Annotated in this window: 23 protein-coding genes and 3 tRNA genes; 9 read left to right on the top strand and 17 right to left on the bottom strand. The window is 56.1% G+C overall.

The genetic code is table 11. The features are described 5' to 3' along the window. The first annotated feature begins 3 nt into the window (after positions 1-3). Entirely contained in the window at positions 4-1,614 is a 1,611-nt protein-coding gene (gene pgi, locus Q1B46_RS07140) for a glucose-6-phosphate isomerase (protein WP_299946310.1), read from the top strand. Between the two features lie 106 nt (positions 1,615-1,720). Further along, positions 1,721-3,340, top strand: coding sequence for a long-chain-fatty-acid--CoA ligase (locus Q1B46_RS07135; RefSeq protein WP_299946308.1), 1,620 nt, complete (start codon positions 1,721-1,723; stop codon positions 3,338-3,340). Positions 3,341-3,357: 17 nt separating this feature from the next. On the opposite strand, the gene Q1B46_RS07130 is transcribed toward Q1B46_RS07135, so the two are convergent. The 4 genes from Q1B46_RS07130 to Q1B46_RS07115 form a co-directional block, all read right to left on the bottom strand. Beyond that, positions 3,358-3,432: transfer RNA gene (locus Q1B46_RS07130), tRNA-Asn, on the bottom strand. 182 nt (positions 3,433-3,614) lie between these two features. Next, positions 3,615-4,496: a hypothetical protein gene (locus Q1B46_RS07125; RefSeq protein WP_299946305.1), complete on the bottom strand. Its 882-nt coding sequence runs from the start codon at positions 4,494-4,496 to the stop codon at positions 3,615-3,617. Between the two features lie 200 nt (positions 4,497-4,696). Then, positions 4,697-4,771 (bottom strand) — tRNA-Asn (locus Q1B46_RS07120). Between the two features lie 72 nt (positions 4,772-4,843). Further along, positions 4,844-5,758, bottom strand: a complete 915-nt coding sequence (locus tag Q1B46_RS07115; RefSeq protein ID WP_299946302.1) for an MBL fold metallo-hydrolase — start codon at positions 5,756-5,758, stop codon at positions 4,844-4,846. A 44-nt stretch (positions 5,759-5,802) separates the two neighbouring features. On the opposite strand from Q1B46_RS07115, the gene Q1B46_RS07110 reads away from it, so the two are divergent. Beyond that, complete coding sequence (locus tag Q1B46_RS07110) at positions 5,803-7,122, top strand: ATP-binding protein (protein WP_299946299.1); 1,320 nt, start codon at positions 5,803-5,805, stop codon at positions 7,120-7,122. Between the two features lie 516 nt (positions 7,123-7,638). Here Q1B46_RS07110 and Q1B46_RS07105 read toward each other — a convergent pair. After that, positions 7,639-7,715 (bottom strand) — tRNA-Ile (locus tag Q1B46_RS07105). Between the two features lie 107 nt (positions 7,716-7,822). On the opposite strand from Q1B46_RS07105, the gene purM reads away from it, so the two are divergent. The 3 genes from purM (at position 7,823) to rnd (ending at position 10,730) form a co-directional block, all read left to right on the top strand. After that, entirely contained in the window at positions 7,823-8,869 is a 1,047-nt protein-coding gene (gene purM, locus Q1B46_RS07100) for a phosphoribosylformylglycinamidine cyclo-ligase (protein ID WP_299946297.1), read from the top strand. Continuing rightward, a complete protein-coding gene (gene purN / locus Q1B46_RS07095) occupies positions 8,866-9,462 on the top strand; it encodes a phosphoribosylglycinamide formyltransferase (RefSeq protein ID WP_299946294.1) in 597 nt (198 codons plus the stop codon). Before purM ends, purN begins: the two co-directional genes overlap by 4 nt. A gap of 110 nt (positions 9,463-9,572) precedes the next feature. Next, positions 9,573-10,730 (top strand): ribonuclease D, encoded by a 1,158-nt coding sequence (gene rnd / locus Q1B46_RS07090; RefSeq protein ID WP_299946291.1) that lies wholly within the window; start codon positions 9,573-9,575, stop codon positions 10,728-10,730. Here the strand turns inward: rnd and Q1B46_RS07085 are convergent. Next, positions 10,727-11,251, bottom strand: a complete 525-nt coding sequence (locus tag Q1B46_RS07085; protein ID WP_299946289.1) for a hypothetical protein — start codon at positions 11,249-11,251, stop codon at positions 10,727-10,729. The genes rnd and Q1B46_RS07085 overlap by 4 nt on opposite strands. Before the next feature lie 141 nt (positions 11,252-11,392). On the opposite strand from Q1B46_RS07085, the gene Q1B46_RS07080 reads away from it, so the two are divergent. After that, complete coding sequence (locus Q1B46_RS07080) at positions 11,393-11,803, top strand: SufE family protein (protein WP_299660639.1); 411 nt, start codon at positions 11,393-11,395, stop codon at positions 11,801-11,803. Between the two features lie 12 nt (positions 11,804-11,815). On the opposite strand, the gene Q1B46_RS07075 is transcribed toward Q1B46_RS07080, so the two are convergent. Further along, positions 11,816-12,472: a DUF1638 domain-containing protein gene (locus Q1B46_RS07075; protein ID WP_299946286.1), complete on the bottom strand. Its 657-nt coding sequence runs from the start codon at positions 12,470-12,472 to the stop codon at positions 11,816-11,818. 100 nt (positions 12,473-12,572) lie between these two features. Further along, positions 12,573-13,271 carry a B12-binding domain-containing protein gene (locus Q1B46_RS07070; RefSeq protein ID WP_299660635.1) on the bottom strand — a complete coding sequence of 233 codons (699 nt, stop codon included), beginning with the start codon at positions 13,269-13,271 and terminating at the stop codon, positions 12,573-12,575. Positions 13,272-13,579: 308 nt separating this feature from the next. Between Q1B46_RS07070 and Q1B46_RS07065 the strand changes: the two genes are divergently transcribed. After that, on the top strand, positions 13,580-14,647 hold the full coding sequence (locus Q1B46_RS07065) for a PA0069 family radical SAM protein (protein ID WP_299946283.1): 1,068 nt from the start codon (positions 13,580-13,582) through the stop codon (positions 14,645-14,647). A 9-nt stretch (positions 14,648-14,656) separates the two neighbouring features. On the opposite strand, the gene Q1B46_RS07060 is transcribed toward Q1B46_RS07065, so the two are convergent. The 3 genes from Q1B46_RS07060 to gltX form a co-directional block, all read right to left on the bottom strand. Next, complete coding sequence (locus tag Q1B46_RS07060) at positions 14,657-15,598, bottom strand: autotransporter domain-containing protein (RefSeq protein ID WP_299946281.1); 942 nt, start codon at positions 15,596-15,598, stop codon at positions 14,657-14,659. 175 nt (positions 15,599-15,773) lie between these two features. Next, a complete protein-coding gene (gltA, locus tag Q1B46_RS07055; protein WP_299946280.1) occupies positions 15,774-17,069 on the bottom strand; it encodes a citrate synthase in 1,296 nt (431 codons plus the stop codon). A gap of 114 nt (positions 17,070-17,183) precedes the next feature. After that, on the bottom strand, positions 17,184-18,590 hold the full coding sequence (gltX, locus tag Q1B46_RS07050; RefSeq protein ID WP_299946278.1) for a glutamate--tRNA ligase: 1,407 nt from the start codon (positions 18,588-18,590) through the stop codon (positions 17,184-17,186). Positions 18,591-18,668: 78 nt separating this feature from the next. On the opposite strand from gltX, the gene Q1B46_RS07045 reads away from it, so the two are divergent. Continuing rightward, complete coding sequence (locus tag Q1B46_RS07045) at positions 18,669-20,696, top strand: ComEC/Rec2 family competence protein (RefSeq protein ID WP_299946276.1); 2,028 nt, start codon at positions 18,669-18,671, stop codon at positions 20,694-20,696. On the opposite strand, the gene lexA is transcribed toward Q1B46_RS07045, so the two are convergent. From lexA to Q1B46_RS07015, 6 genes are all read right to left on the bottom strand, one after another. Next, a complete protein-coding gene (lexA, locus tag Q1B46_RS07040) occupies positions 20,690-21,388 on the bottom strand; it encodes a transcriptional repressor LexA (protein WP_299946696.1) in 699 nt (232 codons plus the stop codon). The genes Q1B46_RS07045 and lexA overlap by 7 nt on opposite strands. Before the next feature lie 70 nt (positions 21,389-21,458). Beyond that, on the bottom strand, positions 21,459-22,631 hold the full coding sequence (glp, locus tag Q1B46_RS07035; protein ID WP_299946274.1) for a gephyrin-like molybdotransferase Glp: 1,173 nt from the start codon (positions 22,629-22,631) through the stop codon (positions 21,459-21,461). Then, the gene (gene moaC / locus Q1B46_RS07030; RefSeq protein ID WP_299946271.1) at positions 22,628-23,101 is read right to left on the bottom strand and encodes a cyclic pyranopterin monophosphate synthase MoaC; all 474 of its coding nucleotides are present in this window, start codon (positions 23,099-23,101) and stop codon (positions 22,628-22,630) included. The genes glp and moaC overlap by 4 nt, the downstream gene beginning before the upstream one ends. Then, a complete protein-coding gene (gene trpC, locus Q1B46_RS07025; protein WP_299946269.1) occupies positions 23,102-23,914 on the bottom strand; it encodes an indole-3-glycerol phosphate synthase TrpC in 813 nt (270 codons plus the stop codon). Further along, positions 23,911-24,930, bottom strand: coding sequence for an anthranilate phosphoribosyltransferase (gene trpD / locus Q1B46_RS07020; RefSeq protein WP_299946268.1), 1,020 nt, complete (start codon positions 24,928-24,930; stop codon positions 23,911-23,913). The genes trpC and trpD overlap by 4 nt, the downstream gene beginning before the upstream one ends. Then, positions 24,927-25,508, bottom strand: coding sequence for an aminodeoxychorismate/anthranilate synthase component II (locus Q1B46_RS07015; protein WP_299946265.1), 582 nt, complete (start codon positions 25,506-25,508; stop codon positions 24,927-24,929). The genes trpD and Q1B46_RS07015 overlap by 4 nt, the downstream gene beginning before the upstream one ends. Between the last annotated feature and the right edge of the window lie 102 nt (positions 25,509-25,610).

The following is a 25,610-nucleotide window of genomic DNA, read 5'->3' as shown; positions in this document are numbered from 1 at the left end:
GCGATGCAATTGGATCAACTGAACTCTTTTGCGGCGTCCCTGAAAGGCCGCCGGATACTTGATCTGTTCGACGCGGATTCAAACAGGGCACAGGGCTTCTCGGCCTCGACCGGCGACATGTTGTTTGATTATTCAAAAACGCAGATCGACGACGATATCAGGTCAGCACTTATCCAACTTTGTGACCAGGCCAACCTGGCTGATCGCCGGGCTGCGATGTTTGCGGGCGAAAAGATCAATGAGACCGAAGGGCGTTCGGTGCTGCACACTGCGTTGCGCAACCTTGATGGTGGACCAGTCGAAGTTGATGGTCAGGACGTGATGCCAGACGTTCTGGATACACTGCAAAGGATGCGTGTGTTCGCCGAAGAGGTGCGTGGCGGGGCGATCAAGGGGGCAGGGGGCAGTTTTACTGACGTGGTGAATATCGGCATTGGCGGCTCAGACTTGGGGCCGGTCATGGCGACCCATGCGCTGTCGCAATACCACGATGGGCCAAGGCTGCACTATGTCTCGAACGTGGATGGTGCGCATATCGCGGATACGTTGCGACCACTTGATCCGACACGGACCTTGGTGATCGTCGCCTCCAAGACCTTCACAACCATTGAAACCATGACCAATGCACGGACAGCGCGGGCATGGATGGTGGATGGCGGTGGGGACCCGTCGCAACAGTTTGCGGCGGTTTCAAGCGCGGTTGATAAGACGCAAGCGTTTGGTATCCCCGAGGCACGCGTGTTCGGCTTCGCCGACTGGGTGGGCGGGCGCTATTCCGTTTGGGGGCCGGTTGGCTTACCAGTCATGATCGCCGTCGGCTCAAACGCGTTCGATTCTTTCCTGCGCGGTGGACAGGCGATGGATTTGCATTTTCGCTCGGCAGAATGGGCGGAGAATGTTCCGGTCATGCTGGCGCTTGTAGGTGTCTGGCACCGTCAGGTGCTTGGTCATGCCAGCCGTGCGGTATTGCCGTATGATCAACGCCTGCTGCGTCTCCCGGCGTATTTTCAACAGCTTGAAATGGAATCGAACGGCAAATCCGTCGCGATGGATGGCAGCGATCTTACGGTACCATCCGGTCCGGTGGTCTGGGGTGAACCCGGCACCAATGGGCAGCACGCATTTTATCAGTTGATTCATCAGGGCACCGATGTGATCCCCTGCGAGTTCATGGCCGCCGCCGAAGGGCACGAGCCAGAATTGACACATCATCATCGGTTGCTGCTGGCCAATTGCTTTGCTCAGTCCGAGGCTCTGATGCGCGGTCGATCACTTGATGAAGCGCGGGCGCAGATGGAGGAAAAGGGCCTGACCGGAGATGAACTTGAACGTCAGGCGCGCCATCGTGTGTTCTCGGGGAACCGGCCCTCAACCACGCTGATGTATCCGCAGCTTACGCCTTATGTGCTGGGCCAGATCGTCGCGTTGTACGAACATCGTGTGTTTGTCGAAGGCGTGCTGCTAGGCATCAACTCGTTCGATCAATGGGGCGTTGAACTGGGCAAGGAACTGGCCACTTCGCTTGGTCCCATAGTCGATGGTGAGGTCAGTACCGTGGGTAAGGACGGATCAACTGCTGCTTTGGTCGATTACGCGTTGCGCCATCGCGGTTGACGCGGCACCCGGCTGCACTCTTTTATTGTCAGACAATTGAATTCTTGGCAGGGTCATTGCCAAGGACCAAGGGCGCGGTCATGCGCTGACGATGGGAGGAATGTCCATGCTGGGACAGATGATGACGCAGCCTTTGCTGATTTCGTCGCTGATTGATCACGCCGAACGCTATCACGGCCAGACCGAGATCATCTCGGTCGAAACAGACGGCACCGTGACCGAGACCAATTGGGCCGGAATTGCACGAAATTCTCGGCGGATGGCCTCGGCGCTTTCGAAACTGGGGTTGCAGCCACAAGATCGCATCGGCACACTGGCTTGGAACAACCGCCGGCACCTTGAGATTTACTATGCCGTTTCTGGCGCGGGCTTTGTGTGTCACACGATCAACCCGCGTCTGTTTCCCGAACAGCTGACCTATATCATCAACCACGCACAGGACCGGGTTCTGTTCTTCGATGCAACCTTTCTGCCATTGGTGGCTGCGCTGCACGGGCATCTGACCGAAGTGCAGCACTATGTGCTGATGGGCGCACGAGATGAAGAGGTGGCATCACAAGTGCCCGGAGTGGTCTTTTATGATGAGTTGATCGAAACCGGTGATGATGACTACACGTGGCCCGACTTTGATGAAAATACCGCCTCCAGTCTTTGTTACACGTCAGGCACGACGGGTAATCCCAAAGGCGTTCTCTATTCGCACCGGTCTACGGTGCTGCACAGTTTTGCGTCTAACACGAAGGATGTGATCGGCTTTTCCGCCATGGATGTGGTGATGCCGGTGGTGCCGATGTTCCATGTCAACGCGTGGGGCTCGCCCTATGCCAGCGCAATGTCGGGCTCGCGAATGGTAATGCCAGGGCCTGGCCTGCATGGTGAAGCGCTGGTCGATCTGATTGACACTTATGGGGTAACGTTGGCGATGGGGGTGCCAACCATTTGGCAGGGGCTGCTGGCTCATGCCGCGAAGTGCGGAACAAAACTGGAAAGCCTCAATCGCACAGTGATCGGAGGCTCGGCATGTCCACCCTCGATGATCGAAACCTTCCGCGAGACCTATGGTGTCGATACCGTTCACGCCTGGGGAATGAGCGAGATGAGCCCACTGGGCACTACGAATTATCCGATGGCGAAACATCTGGGGATGCCGCTTGAGGCCCAGTACAAGCTGCGTGAGAGTCAGGGCCGCCCGCCATTTGGAGTTGAGCTTAAAATCGTCGACGATGACGGCAACGATCTCCCGCATGACGGTGAGACACAGGGCGATCTGATGGTACGCGGGCACTGGGTGCTGGACAGTTATTTCCACATGCAAGATGAGGCATTGCTGCAAGATGGCTGGTTCGCAACTGGCGACGTGGCAACACTGGACCCTGACGGTTACATGACCATTCGCGACCGTTCTAAGGACATCATCAAATCGGGTGGTGAATGGATCAGCTCGGTCGAGTTGGAGAATATCGCTGTCGCGCATCCTCAACTGGCTACTGCTGCCGTTGTTGGGGTTCCGCATCCGAAATGGGATGAACGGCCGCTATTGGTCGCTGTTAAGGCCGAGGGCGAAGAACCAACCGAACAGGATCTGATATCCTATTTCGATGGTAAAATCGCCAAATGGCAAGTGCCGGACAAGGTAGTATTCGTCGACGCTCTGCCGTTGAACGCAACCGGAAAGGTTCTGAAACGCAACCTGCGCGCGGATTTCAGTGATGCGCTGATGGGATAGGGCCAGTCAGGGAAGAATGGCTCCGGCGGTAGGGATCGAACCTACGACCAATTGATTAACAGTCAACTGCTCTACCGCTGAGCTACGCCGGAACGGTTCGCGCCGTATAGCAATCTGATTTTGTGCCGTCCAGAGGATAAGGTGCTTTTTTAGGCAAAACTGATTCAGCGAGAAATCAAGGTGATCGCAAGAGTGAAAAGGCCAACATTATTCAAACTGAGTAATGCCTTAACAAGTTGGATTGCTGCAGAATACCCCCAGACCACCTACTGATTTAGGTCTCAGGTAAGTTCATGTTCTGAGCTGCTTTTTGGGCTTCGCGTTCCTGCCGCGTAAAGATGGGGGCAGCAGCGGTATCAATGTTGTGATTTTTCAACAAGTGTTCCATGTAGCTGCCTGGTTCGGGAAGCCCTCCGAGAGTAGATAGAAATTGCCGAACCCTTCGCCCATAGAAGTGAACGGAGTATGTATCTTCAGTCACTGCTCGCCGAACTTTACGAGCCATTTTTCCACGCATTAAGAATCGGCGGTTCTTGAAGCTAATGGGATAGAGCCAATGCTCTGGGAATGCGTATTTTGACTCACCTGTCTTCTTCAGAAAATGAGTTACTGCATGTGGACCCCATACACCCCAACGCAACTCACTGACATGGACCGGTGTTCCGGCCTGCTTCAGATCTTCAAGGCGCTTTTTTTCTTCGTCCGGGTACCATTCTGGAATTCCATACTCGTCTTCGGTCATCTCAAGAAGTTGCCCAAGTGCTTCGCTATCTGATGGCAGCCCCAATACTCCACCAGCAATCTGATAATCAGATTCCCATGCGTAGAAATGACCCGTCTCCGACTTAAAGGTTTTGACGCAATAGGCATCAAGGTCAGCCCAGATCATTCGATCATTTTGCCGAAGAAGATGATATCTAAAAACGTCCGAGAACAATGCGAAGCTGCCCGTACGCCCGTGTTTGATAAATCGGTCGCTGCCGAGTACGGTGTTGCCGTTGACAAGCTGTACCCCTTCCGGCACGTTCCTTACATCACCATAGTGGTAGAGTTTTACGTGATGGCCAGCATCTAGAAATGACTGCGCGCAAAGAACCTCAACATAGCTGAGCGGGCCCTCGACCCACAGCATCCCAATTTCGTATTCATGGCTCATGTCCGGTCTTGTTCCTGTTGGCCTGTTGTCAGAAAATCACTCTGCCATTTTTGTAAATTGGGTGGAGTCCTAATCGCCAAACTCGACTGCGACAAGGCAATCAAATGACAAGATTGCACCACCGTCTCCCTACTGCATCGTAGTGGAGCTAGAGTTCAATGAACTCTATCCTGAAAAGCGGGGAGAAATTTTTTGGATTTTGGCTCCGGCGGTAGGGATCGAACCTACGACCAATTGATTAACAGTCAACTGCTCTACCGCTGAGCTACGCCGGAACTGAGGGGCGTATAACAACCCGGTTTTTCGCCGTCCAGAGGAGAAGCGCATCGCTGATAAAAAAATATCGACTAACCAAGCCTGCGAAATCGTGAGGTCGCTGAAAGCGCATCATCAGGTGCGATCTGGGATCTTCCGCTCAGATCGACCAGATGGGCAAAAACATTCCGCTCCGCTGCAGGCAGCAACGCGTCAGGGGTTTCAGTATAGATGCGCTGCGCAAGCTGGCGGGGGGTGGCGGGGCCTTGGGCCAGCTGTTCAAGAATCTGAGCCTCACGCATTAACCGGTGTTGTATCAACCAATCCAGCCGTTCGGCTGGCGCTGTGATGGGCGCACCGTGACCCGGGTGAAAAACAGACCAATCCCGTGCGCGCAGGCGATGGCAGGCGGCCATGAAATCCGTCAGGTCACCATCAGGGGGGGAAACCAGTGAACTGGCCCACCCCATGACGTGATCGGCGGTGAAACAGACATCACCCCAAGCCAGTGCGATATGGTTGCCCAGATGGCCGGGGGTATGGAGGACCTCAAGCGTCCAGTCATCGGTCGTGACATGTGCACCGTCCTCAAGCTCGATATCGGCGTGGAAATCGGCATCGATCCCCTCACCACCACCGGCAAGGCCGTTCTGTGCGAGTTCGTTCATCACGTCGCTACGCCCCGCCTGCGGACCCCCAAAGGCCAGCACAGGCGCGCCGGTACATTTTGCAAGCGGGGCGGCAAGGGGGGAATGATCCAGATGAGTATGGGTGACAAATATGTGGCTTATCCGTTGACCGGGTTGCAGTGCATCAAGAATGGCCTGCAAATGCACATCGCTCAGCGGTCCCGGGTCAATAACGGCAATATCTTTCTCTCCCAAAAGATAGGTGTTGGTGCCGCGATAGGTCATGGGCGAAGGATTGGGCGCAAGTAGGCGTCTGAGGCCGGGGGCGAGTTGATAGGCGCGTCCGGGCGCTGGGTCGAAATCGTCTGGCGCTTGCATTCTGACCTCTTCCTCTTGCCCGGGCAGCCCGCTAGGTTTAGCGCATGTCGACCCGATGGCTCAAACTCTATATGCCGCGCAGCCTTTATGCGCGTGCCGCACTTATTCTGGCATTGCCGGTTATCGTAGTGCTTTTGGTTGTTGCGATTGCATTTCTGCAAAAGCACCTTGAAGAGGTTACCGCCCAGATGACCCGCACAGCCGCACGCGAGGTGACGCTGGTGCTAGGTGTAATGGAAGGGACCGAGACACAGCAACAGGCGTTGGCGGCTGCACGGTCAGACCTTGCGGCGCTGAATATGACAGCTCGATTTTTACCTGTGAATCAAGAGCCGCAGGTTGGCAAGCGCCGGTGGTATGATTTTATCGCCCCGCAAGTTGACGCCGAAATGCGCACGCTGCTGCCCCAAATGGAGGACATTGCGCTGCCGAATGGGCAGGAGGTGCGGCTGTATTTGGCAACCGATCTAGGCACGCTGGAGCTGAGTTTCGATCGGCGACGCCTGTCGCCGACTGCGCCACATCAGCTTATCGTAACGATGGTTTTCTTTGCGGCTCTGATTACCACGATCTCGTTTCTTTATATGCGCAATCAACTACGACCGATTACGCGCCTTGCGGATGCGGCGCAGGCGTTTGGTCGTGGACGCGTGGTGCCATACTCACCTGGCGGCGCTATTGAGGTGCGCGCAGCGGGCAATGCTTTTGTCGACATGCGCTCCCGAATCGAGCGGCAGATCGAACAGCGCACTTTGATGTTGTCAGGTGTCAGCCACGACCTGAGGACGCCTTTGACACGGCTTAAATTGGGTCTTGCTTTGCTACCGGAAGAAGAGGCAGCCCCGCTGTTGCAGGATGTGGACGAGATGCAATCGCTGCTGGATGCGTTTTTGGACTTTGCGCGGGGAACGGCGGAAAGCTCACCCGAGGTGGTAGAGCCTGAAATATGGCTAAGCCAGATTATCGATGATGCACAGCGTGCAGGTCAGAAGGTCGAACTGGTTTCGGTCGAAGGACAAGGAACCGCGATGCTGCGTCCGACGGCGATACGCAGGGCGGTCGAGAACCTAATCGGCAACGCGATTCGCTATGGTTCGCGGGCTGAGGTCAGCCTGTCATTGACACCAAAATCACTCCGCATTCGGGTCGAAGATGACGGCCCAGGTATCCCCGCCGAACAGCGCACCGAAGCGGTCAAACCCTTCACGCGCCTTGACCCGGCTCGAAACCAGAATCAGGGCAGCGGAGTTGGTCTGGGTCTTGCGATTGTCGCCGACATTGCGCGCGTGCACGGCGGCATCCTTCGGCTGGGCAGCAGCGAAAAGATGGGCGGACTTTGTGCGGATATCGTCATCGGGCGGTGATTTGGTAGGCCCGGAGGGGCAAAAAAATGTGTTTTATTACAACGCGATAACTTGGCTAACTTTGCTTTAAATGTCAGTAAATGCGGCTTTAGTCTGGCTAACCCCAATTGCACAAATTCACGATTGTGTTTCGATTTGACGGCGTTACCGCTTGTCATATTAGCACCCCTATGTGGAGTGTGCGTAGGTCATTTGTTGGAATGAACCCCCGTAGTCGGCCTGAGAAGCATACCACGGGGGCCTCTGCGTGTAGTTCAAGGTTCACACCTTGGAAACACGGCTGACAGTCTCAGTAACCACCATAAGTCTTGAGATGCAACCTCAAGAATAAACGTCACGCTAATTATCCATCTTAGATAGAAAATAGCTCGGAGATCGTCATGGAAGAATGACAACGAAATTGGAATTGGACTAAGCTCATCAATGTAGCTCGACTTGCTTAACCCATACTACTTAGGCGGTTAGCCAAAATTTAACATTAAAGTCGCCGTGTAAGCAATTGAATATGTTAAATTATGGTAGGCCCGGAGGGACTCGAACCCCCAACCAAAGCGTTATGAGCGCTCTGCTCTAACCAATTGAGCTACAGGCCCGCCGATGCGCCTTGCGTATCACGATGGCAGCCCGCGTCAAGCCTGACCGTTGCAACATCGCCCACAATCGAATAACCCGCGCGCAAAGCACTCATGAGGGATTGGCCATGACAGCGGGCAAGAATGGAATCACCTATGCCGACGCAGGTGTGGATATCGATGCGGGGAACGCTCTGGTTGACCGGATCAAGCCCGCGGCCAAGCGCACAAATCGCTCAGGAGTGATGAGCGGGCTGGGTGGCTTTGGCGCTCTGTTTGACCTTAAAGCGGCAGGTTACGAAGACCCGATTCTGGTTGGCGCAACCGATGGTGTGGGCACCAAGCTGCGAATTGCGATTGATACCGGTGTTGTCGATGGCGTTGGGATCGACCTCGTGGCGATGTGCGTCAATGACCTGATCTGCCAGGGCGCCGAGCCCTTGTTTTTCCTTGATTATTTTGCCACCGGTAAACTGGACACGGATACTGCCGCGCGGATTATCGAAGGCATTGCCGAAGGCTGTGTGCAATCTGGCTGCGCGTTGATCGGCGGGGAAACGGCTGAGATGCCGGGCATGTACCCCGATGGCGATTTTGATCTTGCGGGTTTTTCGGTGGGCGCGATGGAACGAGGCAAAACGCTGCCTGAGGGCGTTCAGCGAGGGGATGTTCTGCTGGGGCTGGCCTCGAATGGCGTGCACTCGAATGGCTATTCGCTGGTGCGCAAACTGGTCGAGATGTCTGGGCTTGGCTGGGATGCGGATTCACCTTTTGGTGGCGGTACTTTGGGTGAGGCGCTGCTGACCCCGACGCGGCTATATGTAAAACCGGCGCTGCAAGCGATCAGGGCAGGGGGGGTCCATGCACTGGCCCACATCACCGGCGGCGGCCTTACTGAAAACCTGCCCCGCGTTCTGCCCGAAGAGCTGGGGGCCGAGATCGATTTGAACGCTTGGGACCTGCCGCCTGTGTTCAAATGGATGGCCGCAACCGGTGGGATCGCTGAATCCGAGATGCTCAAGACCTTCAATTGCGGTATCGGCATGATTGTCGTCTGTGCGGCAGAAGATGCGGGCGAACTGACGACATTGTTGTCCGAGGCCGGAGAATCCGTTGCCCGGATCGGGACCGTTACAGCCGCGCCCGGTGTGGAATATTCAGGCAAATTGCTGTGAGCCATAAACGCGTTGCGATTCTGATTTCCGGTGGCGGATCAAACATGTTGTCGCTGGTCGATAGCATGACCGGGGATCATTCGGGCCGGCCTTGTCTGGTTTTGTCGAATGACGCAAATGCCGGAGGGTTGAAAAAAGCAGCAGATCGCGGGATTATGATCGCCGCCGTTGACCACAAGCCCCATGGTAATGACCGTGCCGCGTTCGAGGCAGAATTGCTGAAGCCCTTGTTGGCAGCGCAGCCGGATATCGTGTGTCTAGCCGGTTTCATGCGCGTTCTGACTGCTGAGTTTGTTTCGCATTTTCAAGGTCGGATGCTGAACATCCACCCCTCGCTTTTGCCGAAATACAAGGGTTTGAATACGCACGCCCGTGCGATCGAAGCAGGCGATGCTGAGCATGGCTGCACCGTTCACGAAGTCACCGCCGCCTTGGATGACGGGCCAATACTGGGGCAGGCGCGCGTGGACATCCGGGTTGGAGACACGCCAGAAGACCTTGCAGCCCGCGTGTTGATACAAGAGCATAAACTGTATCCTGCGGTCCTTCGTCGCTATTGTATGGGCAACAAAGACCCAGTTCTGCTGCCCTAACACCGTGGGGTGATTTACACGCGAAGGTTATTCGTCCTATGGTCCAATATCGCTCGGGACGAGGACGGCACGGGCAGTTACAAAAACCAAAAGCAAGAACAGCACCGCGCATGAAAACCCTGACAACGACGCAAGAGCTGGCCGCATTCTGTTCGGCTGCCTCTCAATACCCTTATGTCACTGTAGATACAGAGTTTCTGCGCGAACGGACTTATTATTCGAAACTCTGTCTCGTGCAACTTGCGTTCCCATCCGAGGATGAAGACAGCGCGGTTCTGGTAGACCCTTTGGCCGATGGCCTGTCGCTGGAGCCTCTGTATGAGTTGTTTCGGGACGAAAGCGTGGTCAAGGTTTTCCACGCAGCGCGGCAGGATCTGGAGATATTCTGGGTCGATGCTGGCGTTTTTCCAACGCCGCTGTTTGACACTCAGGTCGCTGCGATGGTCTGTGGCTTTGGCGAACAGGTCGGGTATGAGACCTTGGTTCGAAAGATATGTAAGGAAGGCGTGGATAAAACCTCACGCTTTACCGACTGGTCGCGACGTCCTTTGACGGACGCGCAGAAGACCTATGCGCTGGCTGATGTGACCCATCTGAGGAATATTTATGAACATCTGGCTGCAGCGCTAAAAAAGACGCAGCGAGATCACTGGGTCGCGGAAGAGATTCGTATCCTCACCCGGCCCGAGACCTACGATATTCGTCCCGAAGAGGCATGGCGCCGAGTCAAGACGCGGACGAACTCTGCCAAGTTTCTAGCCGTGGTCAAAGAACTGGCGCAGTTTCGCGAAGCCCACGCACAAGGTAACAACGTGCCACGCAGCCGGGTTTTCAAAGACGACGCACTGATCGAGATGGCTTCGACAAAACCCAAGACCACTTCGGATTTGGGAGGATCACGTTTGTTGCTGCGCGAGGCGCGCAGAGGTGCGATTGCGGACGGCATTTTGGCAGCAGTGAAACGAGGCGTGAACTGCCCGCCGGATCAGTTGCCAAAGGTCGATAACAGCCGTGACAAGCTGAAGGTAAATCCCGCCCTTGCGGATTTGCTGCGCGTTCTGTTGAAATCAAAGACTGAGAGTGCAGGCGTTGCTGCGAAACTGATCGCCTCAAGCGCGGATCTGGATCAAATCGCCGCTGGTGAACGCGATCTACCCGCCATGTCCGGTTGGCGGTTCGAGGTTTTTGGTGAGGACGCGCTGAAGCTGTGCGAAGGCAAGATCGCGTTAGCTGCCAAAGGGCAGGCGGTCGAGGTTGTCTCGCTTTAACGGCGACGGGATTCCAACGCGTTTTGCTGGCCTTTGACACGAACCAGACGAATTCCTTCCAGATCCTGTTTGGACACGTTGACAGCCTCGGATACCATTCTTGATCTCTCGTTGCCCTGAACGGTCGCATAGTTCGGATAGTCCACGCGGAAGGTGAATTCCATAATTCCATTCTTGGTAAGCTCTTCGGATCTTACCCGCGCAAGCTGTGCATTGTAGGCACCCTGGCGGATTGCAGTGCCAGCCGCATACACAATCGCGCCCGAGGCGGTCGGGTCGACCCGCAATTCGTTAATGACGGCGATCGGAACGCTGTTATCGATGACTTCTGGTCGCGCCAGCAAGCCTTTGCCGTTATTTTGGCGTGGAACCAACGCGTCCGCGTCGTTAGCCGAAACCTCTGTAGGGGCAGGGGTGCTGCTGCCAAACCAGTTCGATGGATTTGCCCGAGAGTTGCTCCAGCTGTTACAGGCCGAAAGAACCGTGGCAGAGAGCAGAAGAACAGTCAGAGTTTTGTGCATGGACCCAACGCTTTGCGCAACATTACCCGCATTGGGTTATCGCAATTTCGACATCTTGAAAAGCCATGCAGGGGGCTGGACAGTAGGTAAAGCTGAGCATAGGTCACAATTGTGATCGCTTAACGCAAGGACAGACCCGCCATGGCAACGCCGGCCTTTGAAGAGATAGTCGAAGATTTCGAGTTTCTGGAAGACTGGGAAGACCGCTATCGCCATGTCATCGAGCAGGGCAAAGCGATGGAGCCGCTGGATGATGCGTTCAAGGTGCCTGCGACCAAAGTGAATGGTTGCGCCAGTCAGGTCTGGCTGCATCCGAATATCGAGAATGGTCAGTTTCGATTTGATGGCGATAGCGATGCGCTGATTGTGCGGGGGCTGATCGCGGTTTTACGCACGCTTTACAATGATTTGCCCGTGGCCGACGTTCCGAAGGTAGATGCCGGTGGTGAACTGGCGCGCCTGGGGCTGCAAGATCATTTATCAGCGCAACGATCGAACGGCCTACGCGCCATGATTGAACGAATTCGTGAGGTTGCGCTGGCCAACGCCTGATCGTCACTCTTGCTAGCGTGCTGCCCAATCTGAAAGTGTCGTTTCCAGATCGCCATATCCAGTCTGCCGACGCTCGAATTCCAACCCCATCCGTTTCGCACACTCCTGCGCGCGACGGGTAAGTTCGGGATTGTCGGTCTGTGCTTGGTAGACGAGCTTGGTGTAGTTCCCAAAGTACATCTCACGCAATTCAGGATGTCGATCCAGGCCAAGCGGTTTCCAGACAAACGCGTCGAACTGCCTTGCGAGGAAGTCTGTCAGATAAAACGCGGTGGTCTCATCGTCGCCATGCGCGGCAAAGGCCAAGTTCCCCTCGAAGAATGAGTAGCAATGGGGGCCTTTGATCATTTCGACCCCCAGCCGTTCGCACGCAGCTTGCAACAGACCTCCGGTTCCGCAATCGGCATAGACAACGTAAATCCGATCATATGCGTCCTGATGCTTGGTAACTGCGTCCTCCACTGCCTGAGTGATCTTTTCCGGGTGTACGTGCAGAATGGCGGGAAGGCATGTCAATGCCATATGGTCCCAGCCATTCCGTTCCTTGAGGTCCAGTATTTCGCGCGCCAGCGCACCGCAGGCGATCAGAAGAATTGATTCTACTGTGCGCGGTGCGGTGTAACCCTGACGGGTCAGGCCGTCATCATCTGGCATTTGTGCATCGGTCATGTGAACTCTCAGGCTGGCTACACTTATATAGGATCGCGTGCTTGGTACAAAAAAGGCCGCCCCGAAAAGGACGGCCTGTCTCACGGTATGGTCTCGTGCTTTAGCCGGCCAGTTGGTTGTGCTTGCGCGACATGAAATCCTTGGCCATTTCCACGGCGACCGCAGCATCACGGCAATAGCCATCAGCACCGATTGCTTTGCCGAATTCTTCGTTCAGCGGCGCGCCGCCAACCAGAACAACATACTCCTCGCGCAGGCCCTGTTCGACCAGCGTGTCAATCACAACCTTCATATATGGCATGGTCGTCGTGAGTAGGGCGGACATGCCCAGAATGTCTGGCGCCTCATTCTCCAACGCTTCAAGGTAGTTTTCGACCGGGTTGTTGATGCCGAGATCGACAACCTCGAACCCTGCGCCTTCCATCATCATCGCTACAAGGTTCTTGCCAATGTCATGGATGTCGCCTTTGACGGTGCCGATCACCATCTTGCCAACGCGCGGGGCGCCGGTTTCGGCCAGCAATGGCTTCAAGATCGCCATGCCGCCCTTCATGGCGTTGGCGGCCAGCAGAACCTCGGGCACGAACAGGATGCCGTCACGGAAGTCGTGGCCAACAATAGTCATACCACCGACCAACGCTTTGGTGAGAATGTCGTAGGGCATCCATCCGCGTTCCAGCAGGATGTTTACGCCTTCTTCGATCTCTTCCCTCAAGCCGTCATAGAGGTCGTCGAACATCTGCTCGACGAGCTCGTCGTCATTTAGTTCGGACAGGACGATGTCGTCTTCGTCAGACATGGGTATTTCCCTGAGCTGTGCGGGCCGTCGGCCCTTGGTGGCATTTTTTCCGTTTTGGCCATTTCGTCGCAGGTCTACTGTGACGATTGCGACCTAGGTGGCTCCGAGACCGACCTATAGGCTGAAATATTGCACCCAGCGACATCGAAATATGCAAGATCATCGTGCATTTGTTTCATTTTACCCGTGTCCAACCAATCAATCGGAATGCAGGGCCCTGATTTGCTGGTTTGTTAAAACCGGATTGCAGAACTTGTCAGCGCAATGGGTCTACATTAGATCTGAATAATGGAACGTAAGGTGAACAAATGCGTGCTGACCTAAAGCATCCGGGTCGTGGCGCAGCGTCGAACACTGCAGGCCGGTTCGAACGGTTTTCAACCGAAATGACCGAAGATAGCTGGTGTTTGCCCGAAGATTTACCGGTTCTTCGGACTGATGTTAGTGATGAGGTTGCCCGCAGCCTGATCACTTACAATAAATCTCCGGATTTGCCCTTTGATCGTTCGATCAATCCGTATCGGGGGTGCGAGCATGGGTGCGTTTATTGCTTTGCCCGACCAACCCATGCCTATCTGGGTCTATCTCCGGGCCTGGATTTTGAAACACGCCTTATCGCACGTCCCAATGCTGCTGAGGTTTTACGACGCGAGCTTTCTGCGCGATCGTACAAAGTGGCGACGATTGCATTGGGCACCAATACCGATCCCTATCAACCGATCGAAAAAAACCGCGAAATAACAAGGGACTGCCTTCGCGTGCTAAGTGCGTTTCAACACCCGGTCGCCATCGTGACAAAGGGTGCATTGATCGAGCGTGACCTTGATGTTCTGGCACCTATGGCCCGGAAAGGTCTTGTCCGGGTTGGCATTTCGCTGACCACACTGGACCCCGATCTTTCACGACGGATGGAGCCACGCGCTCCATCGCCTCAACGCAGGCTACGTATGATCCAAAACCTGACCCAGGCAGGGGTTCCTGTGCGTGTCATGACCTCTCCAATCGTACCTGGGCTGACTGATCATGAGATTGAGAACCTGCTGGAGGCAGGGAAACAGGCCGGCGCTGAAGCGGCAAGCTGGATTATGCTCCGACTGCCACGAGAAGTTTCTGAACTGTGGCGGGAATGGGTGTTTGAGAATCAGCCGTACAGGGCAGAGAAGATCATGGCACGGCTACGTGAAATGCATGGTGGTAAAGAATACGACCCCCGCTGGGGGCACCGAATGCGGGGCGAGGGGACTTATGCCGAGATGGTTGCACAAAGGTTTAACGCCGCAGTGAAACGGTTAGGATTGTCAGTGGATCTGCCCCCGCTGAACTGTGCTGATTTTGCGCCGCCGCCTCAGCCCGGCGATCAACTGACTTTGTTTTGATACAACCGTTCAGAAGCTGATACCTATCCCGGCCGAGAATCCGTTTACCGTATCACTTCCATAATAACGGACCATGAACCTTGTCGTTGAAACCCATGGCACCCAGGTATCGGACAGATCAACCTCGATCCCGCCACCAACACGAGCCAGCCAGTCGGTGCCAAGCACAAGCGCCTGATCCCCGAGCAGGTAGGATACGGACAGATCGCCAACCCATCGAACCGGACGCCCAAACATGCGCCTGCCGGTTGGAAAACGGTAACGCGACCACAGGACTGCATTTGCAGCCGTAGACTCGACCAGCAGGTCTTTGTTGTCACCAATGGGCCAATATTCAATATGCGTGTAGCGCAGGCTTGCCTCGAATTCACGATCATTGGATAGGGGTTGGTCGTACGAAACAGTCATCGAGCCGCCCGCGCCGCCAGCCCAGATGCCACCGCTTTCAAGGAAGTCCCGATCAAGCCCCACGCGATTGGCAATCGCCTGTGCCCCGACCGACGCATCAGATTGCGTGCGCCCGACCGAGATGTGGGCCATCGGGGTCACCTTCCAGTACTCGCCGATATCGAACTGATAGCCGACCCCGCCGGTGAGGGCGAGACTGGTCCATTTCAGAGGAATACGAGTGGTGTCTCCGGTGCCGCTGAAGGTCAAAACGGGATCATAGCGTGCGTAGCCAATGTATCCTTCAAGATAGATCGGAACGCCTTCGGCCAGGCGAAAGCCGCCGCCCAGTTGAGCGGATTTGAAATCGTAATCGCGATTATCCGTATTCGATTGTAACGAAATAGCGCTCGCAGAATCGTCCGGTATTCCCGCCAACCCCAAGATCGCAAGCGAACCCGCAGCGTTTTCCTGTTGCTGCTTTTCAAAAGCCCTTTCAAGCAGGGTTTGCGCGGATGCTGTCTGAGCGAGCAGCAGCACTAAAAACAATATGGCGAAACGCATGATGACCAAAAACTATTTGCAAGACGCCGCAACACTAGGTTGAAGACGTCTTTGCGAAAAGAACGAACAACGCGATGGCCTGTGATTGCCTCAGAACGGTTTCATTTTAGTAACGTCGCGGAACAAAAAAAGACCCCGGAAAACCAGGGCCTTTGCGTAGATTTGTGATAGAAGATCAGCGGTTTTCAATATCCACATAGTCTCGGCTCGTCGCACCCAGATACAGCTGGCGCGGACGTCCAATCTTGTTCTGTGGATCGGCGATCATTTCTTTCCACTGGCTGACCCAGCCGACCGTGCGCGACAACGCAAAGATCGGGGTGAACATCGAGGTTGGGAAACCCATCGCTTCCATTACGATGCCCGAGTAGAAGTCGACATTCGGGAACAGTTTCTTTTCGATGAAATACGGATCTTCCAACGCCTGCTTTTCCAGTGCTTTCGCGACCTGCAGTTTTGGGTTGTTTTCGACGCCCAGCAGATCAAGCACTTCGTCCGCCGACTGTTTCATGACAGTCGCGCGCGGATCAAAGTTTTTGTATACGCGGTGGCCAAAGCCCATCAGGCGGAACGGATCGTCCTTGTCCTTGGCGCGGTCGATGAATTCGGGGATGCGGTCCACGCTGCCGATCTCTTCCAGCATTTCCAGGCAGGCCTGATTTGCGCCGCCATGCGCCGGACCCCACAGGCAGGCGATACCGGCTGCAATACAGGCAAACGGATTCGCACCCGACGAAGACGCCAATCGAACCGTCGATGTCGAGGCGTTCTGTTCATGATCGGCCTGCAGCATGAAGATACGATCCATGGCACGTGCCAGAATCGGGTTTACCTCGTAGTCTTCCGCAGGAACTGCGAAACACATTTGCAAGAAGTTCGACGCATAGTCCAGATCGTTGCGCGGATACACGAAAGGCTGACCGATGTGGTATTTATATGCCCAAGCCGCGATGGTTGGCATCTTCGCAATCAAGCGGTGAGATGCAATCTCGCGCTGATGCGGGTCCGAGACGTCGGTTGAATCGTGATAAAATGCCGACATCGCGCCGACTACACCCACCATGATCGCCATGGGATGCGCATCGCGGCGGAAACCGCGATAGAAATACTGCATCTGTTCGTGCAGCATCGTATGCCGGGTGATTGTGGTCTCGAAGTTCTCGAGATCCTTGGCCGACGGCAACTCGCCGTAAAGAAGCAGATAGCTGAGTTCGAGGAAGTGTGATTTCGACGCGACCTGCTCGATCGGATAACCACGATGCAACAGTTCGCCCTTGTCGCCATCAATAAACGTGATGGTGCTGTCACAACTCGCGGTCGAGGTGAAGCCGGGATCATATGTAAACACACCAGCCTGACCATAGAGTTTGCGAATATCGATCACATCGGGCCCCGCAGTCGGAGAAAACATGGGCAGATCATAGCTTTCGCCGTGGACAGTCAGTTTGGCTGTTTTTGCGCTCTCGGTCATATTTATCCCTTCCTCATTCGTACTGATGCCAGATCGCTGTCCGGCAAAGCAGGCAACGACTGCGTGGTGTCGCGCAGTCCGTTCTTAGCGGAGCAGCATTACCCGAATGTGAAATCAGTCAGGGTTCGCTGCATCAGAAAGCCGCGCCAGGGTTTCATCCCGCCCAAGCACAAGCATCATGTCAAATACCGAAGGTGTGACTGCACGGCCTGCCAGCGCCGCCCGCAGTGGGCCGGCCAATTTGCCGAACTTAACCCCAATCGCCTCTGCGTACGAATTCAGGGCCACCTCCAGTTCGTTCCGGGACCAGCTAGCATTTTGCAACTGCGGCGTCAATTCTTTCAGTATACCGTCGGATACAGATGCCAGAGCTTTTGCGGCCTTCTCATCAGGTTCGATTGGCCGGGAAGCCAACACAAAATGTGCTTTATCAAGCAGTTCCGGGAACATACGCGCACGGTCTTTGAGGCAATACATCGCACGGGTCAGATCACCTGATTGTGTTGCGGTCAAAGGTGTCAAGTCTGCGGCGGCCAGATAACCTTCGATTTCCTGCTGCAATGCAGCATCTTCCCCAACGGCAATATGTTGTCCGCACAGGTTTTCCAGTTTCTTCAGATCGAACCGCGCCGGGCTTTTGCCGATGCCGTCCAGATCAAACCATTCTTTGGCTTGTGCGTCGGTAAAGAATTCGTCATCGGCGTGGCTCCAACCCAATCGCGCCAGATAGTTGCGCATCCCCGCGGCAGGGTATCCCATCGCCTGATATTCCTGCGCGCCCAAGGCGCCGTGGCGTTTGCTGAGTTTTTTGCCGTCCGGGCCGTGGATTAGCGGGATATGCGCCCAAACCGGCACATCCCATCCCATCGCCTCATAGATCATCATCTGGCGCGCTGCGTTGTTCAGGTGATCATCGCCCCGTATCACATGGGTCACGCCCATATCGTGATCGTCAACAACAACGGCGAGCATATAAACCGGTGTACCGTCCGAGCGCAGCAGGATCATATCATCTAGCTGGTCGTTGCGAATGGTCACATCACCTTGGACCTGATCGCGGATCACAGTGGTACCGTCCTGCGGTGCCTTAATACGGATCGCATAAGGGCCGTCAGGGTGGGATGCCGGATCAACGTCTCGCCATGGGCTGCGGAACAGGGTTGATTTTCCGTCGGCCCGCGCTTGTTCACGGAACGCGGCGATTTCATCCTGTGTTGAGAAGCATTTGTAGGCCTTGCCCTCAGCCAGCAACTGACGGGCGACTTCGGCATGGCGGTCCGCGCCTTCGAACTGGCTGATGACGTCACCGTCGTGATCCAGACCAAGCCATTCCATGCCCTGCAGAATCGCTGCGGTTGCCTCTGGTGTCGAACGTTCCTGATCCGTGTCCTCGATCCGCAGAAGGAATTTGCCTCCGCGACCCCGGGCATAGAGCCAGTTGAACAGCGCAGTACGCGCGCCACCGATATGTAGAAATCCGGTGGGAGAGGGGGCAAAGCGGGTGACGACCTGATCGGACATTGTGTGGATTAACCTTTTGGTAACCTTGGCGGGCATAGCTTGGCGACTATCTACCCAGCCGGAAGGACGGGGGCAACCATGCGTGTTCTGACACGGGTCAAGGTCGCATTGCTTACCCAAAGGGGGCATCTGTTTGCCTGGTCTCCGGTTTTACTGGCAATCGGGATCGGTTGGTATTTCAGCCTGAGGTTCGAGCCCAAAGTTGATCTGTTCGTAGGGGTGCTGGCGCTTGCGCTGATTGCGGTTGCCGCCACCCGTTGGTTGGGTGCTGCCTGGTCTCCGCTGGCCGCTGGGATCGCACTGATTGCCTTTGGTTTCCTGTTGGCGGGTGCGCGGGCGCATATGGTGGCCGAGCCGGTTTTGCAATGGCGCTACTACGGCCCGGTCGAAGGTAGGGTCGTGGCGCTGGACCGATCTGCATCGGATGCTCTGCGGGTCACATTGGATCAGGTAAAGATTGCGAGCGTTCCACCTGATCTGAGACCTCGGCACGTCCGGTTGTCCGTGCATGGTGATACCGTCGAACTCTCACCCGGACAAAGGATCATGACCACCGCCCACCTGTCGCCGCCACAGGGACCGGTCGAGCCCGGCGGCTTTGATTTTCGCCGCCATGCCTGGTTCCAGCAGCTTGGTGCCGTTGGGTACACACGGGTTCCGATTCTGACTGCCGCGCCAGTTCACGATGGGCTGGAGGGCGTGCGGATTACCGCCTGGCGTATGGCAATTTCAAACCGGGTGAGAACGATATTGCCCGGTGAGGTCGGTGGGTTCGCCGCCGCCGTTACCACTGGTGATCGCAGCGGAATGGGTCAGGCCTCACTCGACGCGTTGCGTGCATCAAACTTGGCGCATCTTCTCGCGATCTCGGGCCTGCATATGGGATTGTTGACAGGCTTTGTATTTGTGGCTTGCCGTATCGGGTTATCGATGGTTCCTGCCTTGGCTTTACGCATTCCGGTTCGAAAGCTGGCGGCAATCTTTGCATTGATTGCCGCAACCATCTATCTGTTTCTATCCGGTGGAAATGTCGCGACCGAGCGCGCCTTCGTCATGGTGTGTGTCATGCTGGGGGCAGTGCTGCTGGATCGCCGCGCGATTTCAATGCGTGCGGTGGCGGTTGCTGCTCTGATTGTATTGATATTGCGTCCCGAATCCTTATTAAGCCCAGGATTCCAGATGTCTTTTGCAGCAACGACTGCGCTTGTCGCCGTGTTTGGTGCGTTGCGCGACTACGGTCCGATGCCTGGTCCAAAGTGGCTGCGTCCCGTACTAGCCTTAGTAATGTCATCCGCAATAGCCGGGATTGCAACAGCGCCGATCGGGGCGGCGCATTTCAACACCGTGTCGCATTTCGGGTTGTTGGCAAATCTTGTCTCCGTACCGGTGATGGGGATGCTGGTTGTTCCGGCGGCGGTCGTTGCTGCGTTGCTGGCTCCGTTTGGATTAGAAGCACCGGCGCTGCAAGTGATGGGTTTGGGCCTGAGATGGATATTGGCAGTTGCGCGTTGGGTTTCTGATTTGGATGGAGCGCGCGGATATGTGGTTAGCCCTGCCGAATTCGTCTTACCCGTTCTTGCGCTGTCCCTTCTTTGGTTGATCCTGTGGCAAGGGCGGGCAAGGTGGGTTGGTTTGGCCCCGGCGCTTGTGGCTTTCATGATGTGGGGGCAGGGACACCGCCCCGATGTGCTGATTGCCGAATCCGGAGGTCTGGTTGGTATTATGACCGATCAGGGCCGCGCGTTGAGCAAGAACAAGGGCAGTGGATTCGTCGCATCTGTCTGGTTAGAGAATGACGGGGACGGTGCCGATCAACCAAAGGCTGCCGAGCGTTGGCCAAAGGCATCTAAGGGAATCCAACGCTATCTGCTTGGCGACAAAGAACTGATCCACCTGACCGGAAAACGGGCGGCGCGTGCCTTTGACGAATGCGGGCCAGAACAGATTGTTGTAGCACCGGTATCGCTGGCGCTGAGCGGTGAGTGCAGCGTATACGACCCTGAAATTCTTCAGAAAACAGGAAGCCTGGCCCTTTCGAAAGGGCGTATCCTAACCAGTTCTCAGGTTTCTGGCCGTCGCTTGTGGTCGCCCAGCACGCGTCAGTAGCTTCGAATTAGACCGACCAGACGGCCCTGAACCTTCACCTTGTCCTCAGGAAGCACACGGGTTTCATAGGCCGGATTTGCGGCTTCAAGCGCAATGGCCTGTCCACGGCGGAAAAACCGTTTCAATGTGGCCTCTTGATCCTCGACCAATGCGACCACGATATCACCGTTGTCAGCGGCTGAGGTCTCACGGATCACGACAACATCGCCGTCATTGATTCCGGCGTCAATCATCGAGTCACCACGCACCTCAAGCGCATAATGTTCACCACGACCCGATACCATTGATCCCGGAACCGCAACCCTGTGTGAGACATGGCTGATCGCTTCGATCGGCACACCGGCGGCGATCCGGCCCATGACGGGCAGTTCCATCGCATCAACCGTCACAGGTTCGAAATTCGCAGGGCGCGGACCTTTGGGCCGGTCACCTTCGATCACACGAGGTTTGAAACCCACCGTAGGTTCACCACCAAGACTTTCTGGCAGTTTGACGATTTCGATGGCGCGCGCACGATGGGCGAGGCGTCGGATAAAGCCGCGCTCTTCCAGTGCGGTGATCAGTCGATGGATCCCAGATTTTGACCGCAGATCCAGTGCTGCCTTCATTTCATCAAAACTGGGCGGAACACCGTCCGCTTGCACGCGTTTATGGATGAATTCCAGCAAATCCAATTGCTTCTTGGTCAGCATCGCTCGTACCTCATCGCTCATGCGTTTTCTTTTGTTCTACGCATGTTCACGTTTTGTGTCAACGGATTTGCTAAATGGGCAGGTAAAGGACCTCGTCCCCCGCGTCGCGTGCCGGATCATGTGGCTGGCGCACCAACAGTGCATTGGACTGCGCCAGAACGCTGAGAAGCGAGCTGTCTTGATCGTTACAAGCGCGAATACCATCGTCGTCCAGAACGGCTCGCATATAATGCTCTCGTGGGCCATTTTCTGTAAGCGGGGCCGATAGCAGCGCGCGCCGGAACGGGTTGAGAACCTGTTCAATCCCCAACATTCGATGGACCATCGGGATTAGGAAAAGGTAGCCACAGACCATGGCACTGACCGGGTTTCCGGGCAGGCCGACCATCGCCGTATCACCCAAGCGACCAGCCATCAGCGGTTTGCCGGGGCGCATGCGGATTTTATAAAACGACCGTTCCATTCCAAGCGATTCTGACACATCGGCGACCAGATCGTATTCACCTACCGAGGCCCCGCCGATGGTGACAACCAGATCAGCGCCTTGTGCCAGACCGAAGGCCGTTTCCAGGGAGGTGACGGTGTCCTGCGCGATTGGTAGCACACGCACATGCGCACCAGCTTCTTCCAGTAACGCCTTGAGGCCAAAGGTGTTCGAGGCGATGATCTGATCGGGCCCGGGTGTCTCACCGGGCATCACCAGTTCATTTCCGGTTGAGATCAACGCCACCACAGGTTGCCGCGTTACCGGGACCGAGGCTATGTTCATCGCTGCCATCAACGCAATATCTTCGGGGCGCAGCCGTCGTGGTGCAGTAATCTGAGCGCCCACGGCAAAATCAACTCCGGCGGGGCGAATATTGGGCTTTTGGCCGGGCGCATCCGTGATGGTGATCAGGTCTCCGCGCCGGTCGACATCTTCCTGAATGACAATAAAATCTGCGCCCTCGGGTACCGGCGCGCCGGTGAAGATACGGACTGCCTGACCGGGCCCAATAGTGCCTTCAAACCGCTGGCCTGCCGCGGCCTCGCCAACCACTTTGAACATGGCGTGCAGTTCGACTTCGGTCGCATTGACCGCGTAGCCATCCATCGAAGAGGCCGCAAAGGGTGGTTGATCGCGCGTGGCCGCAACATCGTGCGCCAGCACCCGGGCGGGGGCCTTGATCAATGGAATGGTCTCGGCAGGCAGCGGAGAAACAAGGTCGAACAAGAGGGCGCGGGCGTCTTCGACAGAAATCATGTCGCTTCGTAACGCCCTGATTTACCACCGTCTTTCAGAAGGACGCGAATACCACCAATCTCCATGGCCTTATCGACAGCCTTGGTCATGTCATACACCGTCAGAGCAGCGGTGGATACGGCGGTCAAAGCCTCCATCTCGACCCCGGTCTGGCCCGAGGTCTTGACGGTCGCCTCGATCCGTACGCCGGGCAGATCCGGGTCCAACGTCAGTTCCACCGCGACTTTGGTGATCGGTAAGGGGTGGCATAACGGAATCAAATCGGGCGTCTTCTTCGCACCCATGATCCCAGCAAGCCGCGCGACGCCAAGAACATCGCCTTTCTTGGCGCGACCTTCTGAAATCAGATCAAAGGTTTCCTGTGCCATCTTGATGTGACCTGCAGCGATTGCAACGCGGTCGGTCACTGATTTGTCCGAGACGTCGACCATATGCGCCTGACCTTGGGCGTCGAAATGGGTCAGTGGCATCTACATCACTCCGGGAATAAGCGGATTGGTCAACAGCGTTCGGGTAGCCGAGGCCACGTCATCTTGCCGCATCAGGCTTTCGCCAATCAAAAAACAACGCGCCCCATAGCGGGCGATATCGGCCAGATCGGCCGGATTGCTCAACCCGCTTTCGCACACAATGGTGCGATCCGCTGGAACAAGCTTCGACAGGTGGCGCGTTGTATCAAGAGTTGTCTCGAAGGTCTTGAGATTACGGTTATTTATTCCGATCAATGGGCTTTTTAGATGCGTTGCGCGTTCCAGTTCTTCGGCGTCATGAACTTCGATCAAAACATCCATACCCCAGTCAAAGGCGGTCTGTTCAAGCTCGGCGGCCTGTGCATTTTCGACCGACGCCATGATGATCAGGATACAGTCCGCACCCAATGCGCGCGCCTCAACCACCTGATAGGGGTCATACATGAAATCCTTGCGCAGTGCAGGCAAGGAACAGGCCGCGCGCGCCTCGGTTAGAAATTCCTTAGCGCCCTGAAAGCTGGGTGTGTCGGTCAGCACAGACAGGCACGCAGCACCACCTGCTTCATAGGCCCGAGCCAGCGCGGGTGGGTTGAAATCTTCGCGGATCAAACCTTTCGAGGGGCTGGCCTTCTTGATCTCGGCAATCAAACCATAGCCATCACGCGCGGCGCTGTGCAGAGCATCGGCGAACCCGCGTACTTCTGGCGCGTTGCGGGCCTCGGATTCCAATGTTTCCAGAGACTTGTGTGCTTTGTCTGAGGCGACTTCTTCCAGCTTGTAGGCTTTGATCCTGTCCAGAACGGTCTCGGTCATGCGGCTTCCTGTGTTATGCGTGCCAGCGCGTTGATCTTTTCCCGCGCCTTGCCGCTGTCGATGCTGTCGCGCGCCATCGCGACGCCTTCGCGCAGATCGCTGGCGGCGTCAGCGACGACAAGGGCTGCGGCAGAGTTCAGCAGCACCGCATCGCGATAGGCTGATGGCTGCCCGTCCAGCAAAGCGCGGAACGCGATGGCGTTTTCTTCCGGTGTGCCACCGATGATATCTTCGAACGGGTGCACCGGCAGACCTGCGTCTTCCGGGTGAAGCTCGATCTCTTTGACAACACTATTTTCGACGGATGCGACCCAGCTTACACCTGTGATTGTCAGCTCATCGGTGCCATCTGATCCATGCACCAGCCAGGCATGCTCTGCGCCCAACAGGCCAAGTGTTTCGGCCATCGGGCGGATCAGGTCGCGACTGAAGGCACCGGTCAATTGTCGTTTCACACCAGCGGGATTGGTCAGCGGACCCAGAATGTTGAAGATCGTGCGTGTCCCAAGCTCTTGCCGTGAGGGCATGACATGGGCAATCGCCGGGTGGTGCATCGGGGCCATCATAAAGCCGATCCCGACTTCTTGTAGTGCTTTTTCAACAACTTCTGGCCCGACCATCACGTTGATTCCAAGCTGACCCAGAGCATCCGCAGCGCCGGATTTCGAACTCAGATTCCGATTGCCGTGCTTCGCTACCGTGACCCCGGCACCTGCCGTCACAAAGGCTGTCGCGGTTGAGATGTTCAGTGTACCCTTGCCGTCGCCGCCTGTGCCGACGATATCCATCGCACCGGCTGGGGCCTTTACCGCATTGCATTTTGCACGCATCACGGCAGCGGCAGCGGCGTATTCGTCCACGGTTTCACCGCGTGTGCGCATCGCCATCAGCAATCCGCCGATCTGGCTGGGTGTCGCGGCACCGTCAAACAGGATGCCAAAGGCCTGTTCGGCCTCGGCACGGGTCAGAGGTCGATCGGCCGCAGCACCGATCAGCGGTTTGAGGGCGTCGCTCATGCGGGGACTTTCATCTCATTCAGGAAGTTTTTGAGCAGGGCATGACCGTGTTCGGAGGCGATGGATTCCGGGTGGAACTGAACGCCGTGGATCGGAAGCGCCTTGTGCTGCAGACCCATGATTGTGCCATCTTCGAGCTCTGCGGTGATCTCAAGGCAATCGGGAAGGGTTTCGCGTTCGACAACCAGCGAGTGGTACCGGGTGGCCTCGAACGGTGAAGGCAGACCAGCGAACACGCCTTTGCCGGTATGGTTCATTGTGCCCATCTTGCCATGCACGATCTCATGGCACCGCACGACCTTACCGCCAAAGACCTGACCGATGGTTTGATGGCCAAGGCAGACGCCCATCAACGGCGTCTGTGTCTCGGCAGCAGCTTCCGTCAAGGCCAGGCAGATGCCCGCCTGATCCGGGTCGCAAGGGCCGGGGCTTAGCAGTATACCAGCGGGGTTCATGGCCATTGCTTCCTGCACATCCAGCGCGTCATTCCGGCGCACGACCATCTCTGCACCAAGCTCACCCAGATAATGAACGAGGTTGTAGGTAAACGAGTCATAGTTGTCGATCAGCAGCAGCATTTGAGTACTTATCTTCTTATAGGCATTTCAGGCTGGCGATGCAGCCCTTGAGCGCGGTATAATGTCGGGACATACATGCTCAGGCTTGTGCGGCAGCGTCAA

The sequence above is a fragment of the uncultured Ruegeria sp. genome (assembly GCF_947500045.1).
GTDB lineage: Bacteria > Pseudomonadota > Alphaproteobacteria > Rhodobacterales > Rhodobacteraceae > Ruegeria.
The sequence above is the reverse complement of the archived record's forward strand: the minus strand, read 5'-3'. Positions and strand labels throughout refer to the sequence as shown.

Excerpts from the sequence above, each read along its gene's own strand:
- Q1B46_RS07045 (WP_299946276.1), top strand. The coding sequence starts at position 18,669 with ATGCGTGTTCTGACACGGGTCAAGGTCGCATTGCTTACCCAAAGGGGG.
- Q1B46_RS07135 (WP_299946308.1), top strand. The coding sequence starts at position 1,721 with ATGCTGGGACAGATGATGACGCAGCCTTTGCTGATTTCGTCGCTGATT.
- Q1B46_RS07110 (WP_299946299.1), top strand. The coding sequence starts at position 5,803 with ATGTCGACCCGATGGCTCAAACTCTATATGCCGCGCAGCCTTTATGCG.
- Q1B46_RS07080 (WP_299660639.1), top strand. The coding sequence starts at position 11,393 with ATGGCAACGCCGGCCTTTGAAGAGATAGTCGAAGATTTCGAGTTTCTG.
- pgi (WP_299946310.1), top strand. The coding sequence starts at position 4 with ATGCAATTGGATCAACTGAACTCTTTTGCGGCGTCCCTGAAAGGCCGC.
- Q1B46_RS07075 (WP_299946286.1), bottom strand. The coding sequence starts at position 12,472 with ATGACCGATGCACAAATGCCAGATGATGACGGCCTGACCCGTCAGGGT.
- lexA (WP_299946696.1), bottom strand. The coding sequence starts at position 21,388 with ATGCTGACCAAGAAGCAATTGGATTTGCTGGAATTCATCCATAAACGC.
- Q1B46_RS07070 (WP_299660635.1), bottom strand. The coding sequence starts at position 13,271 with ATGTCTGACGAAGACGACATCGTCCTGTCCGAACTAAATGACGACGAG.
- Q1B46_RS07065 (WP_299946283.1), top strand. The coding sequence starts at position 13,580 with ATGCGTGCTGACCTAAAGCATCCGGGTCGTGGCGCAGCGTCGAACACT.
- moaC (WP_299946271.1), bottom strand. The coding sequence starts at position 23,101 with ATGCCACTGACCCATTTCGACGCCCAAGGTCAGGCGCATATGGTCGAC.
- Q1B46_RS07115 (WP_299946302.1), bottom strand. The coding sequence starts at position 5,758 with ATGCAAGCGCCAGACGATTTCGACCCAGCGCCCGGACGCGCCTATCAA.
- Q1B46_RS07085 (WP_299946289.1), bottom strand. The coding sequence starts at position 11,251 with ATGCACAAAACTCTGACTGTTCTTCTGCTCTCTGCCACGGTTCTTTCG.
- glp (WP_299946274.1), bottom strand. The coding sequence starts at position 22,631 with ATGATTTCTGTCGAAGACGCCCGCGCCCTCTTGTTCGACCTTGTTTCT.
- Q1B46_RS07015 (WP_299946265.1), bottom strand. The coding sequence starts at position 25,508 with ATGCTGCTGCTGATCGACAACTATGACTCGTTTACCTACAACCTCGTT.
- gltX (WP_299946278.1), bottom strand. The coding sequence starts at position 18,590 with ATGTCCGATCAGGTCGTCACCCGCTTTGCCCCCTCTCCCACCGGATTT.
- trpD (WP_299946268.1), bottom strand. The coding sequence starts at position 24,930 with ATGAGCGACGCCCTCAAACCGCTGATCGGTGCTGCGGCCGATCGACCT.
- trpC (WP_299946269.1), bottom strand. The coding sequence starts at position 23,914 with ATGACCGAGACCGTTCTGGACAGGATCAAAGCCTACAAGCTGGAAGAA.
- rnd (WP_299946291.1), top strand. The coding sequence starts at position 9,573 with ATGAAAACCCTGACAACGACGCAAGAGCTGGCCGCATTCTGTTCGGCT.
- purM (WP_299946297.1), top strand. The coding sequence starts at position 7,823 with ATGACAGCGGGCAAGAATGGAATCACCTATGCCGACGCAGGTGTGGAT.
- gltA (WP_299946280.1), bottom strand. The coding sequence starts at position 17,069 with ATGACCGAGAGCGCAAAAACAGCCAAACTGACTGTCCACGGCGAAAGC.
- Q1B46_RS07125 (WP_299946305.1), bottom strand. The coding sequence starts at position 4,496 with ATGAGCCATGAATACGAAATTGGGATGCTGTGGGTCGAGGGCCCGCTC.
- Q1B46_RS07060 (WP_299946281.1), bottom strand. The coding sequence starts at position 15,598 with ATGCGTTTCGCCATATTGTTTTTAGTGCTGCTGCTCGCTCAGACAGCA.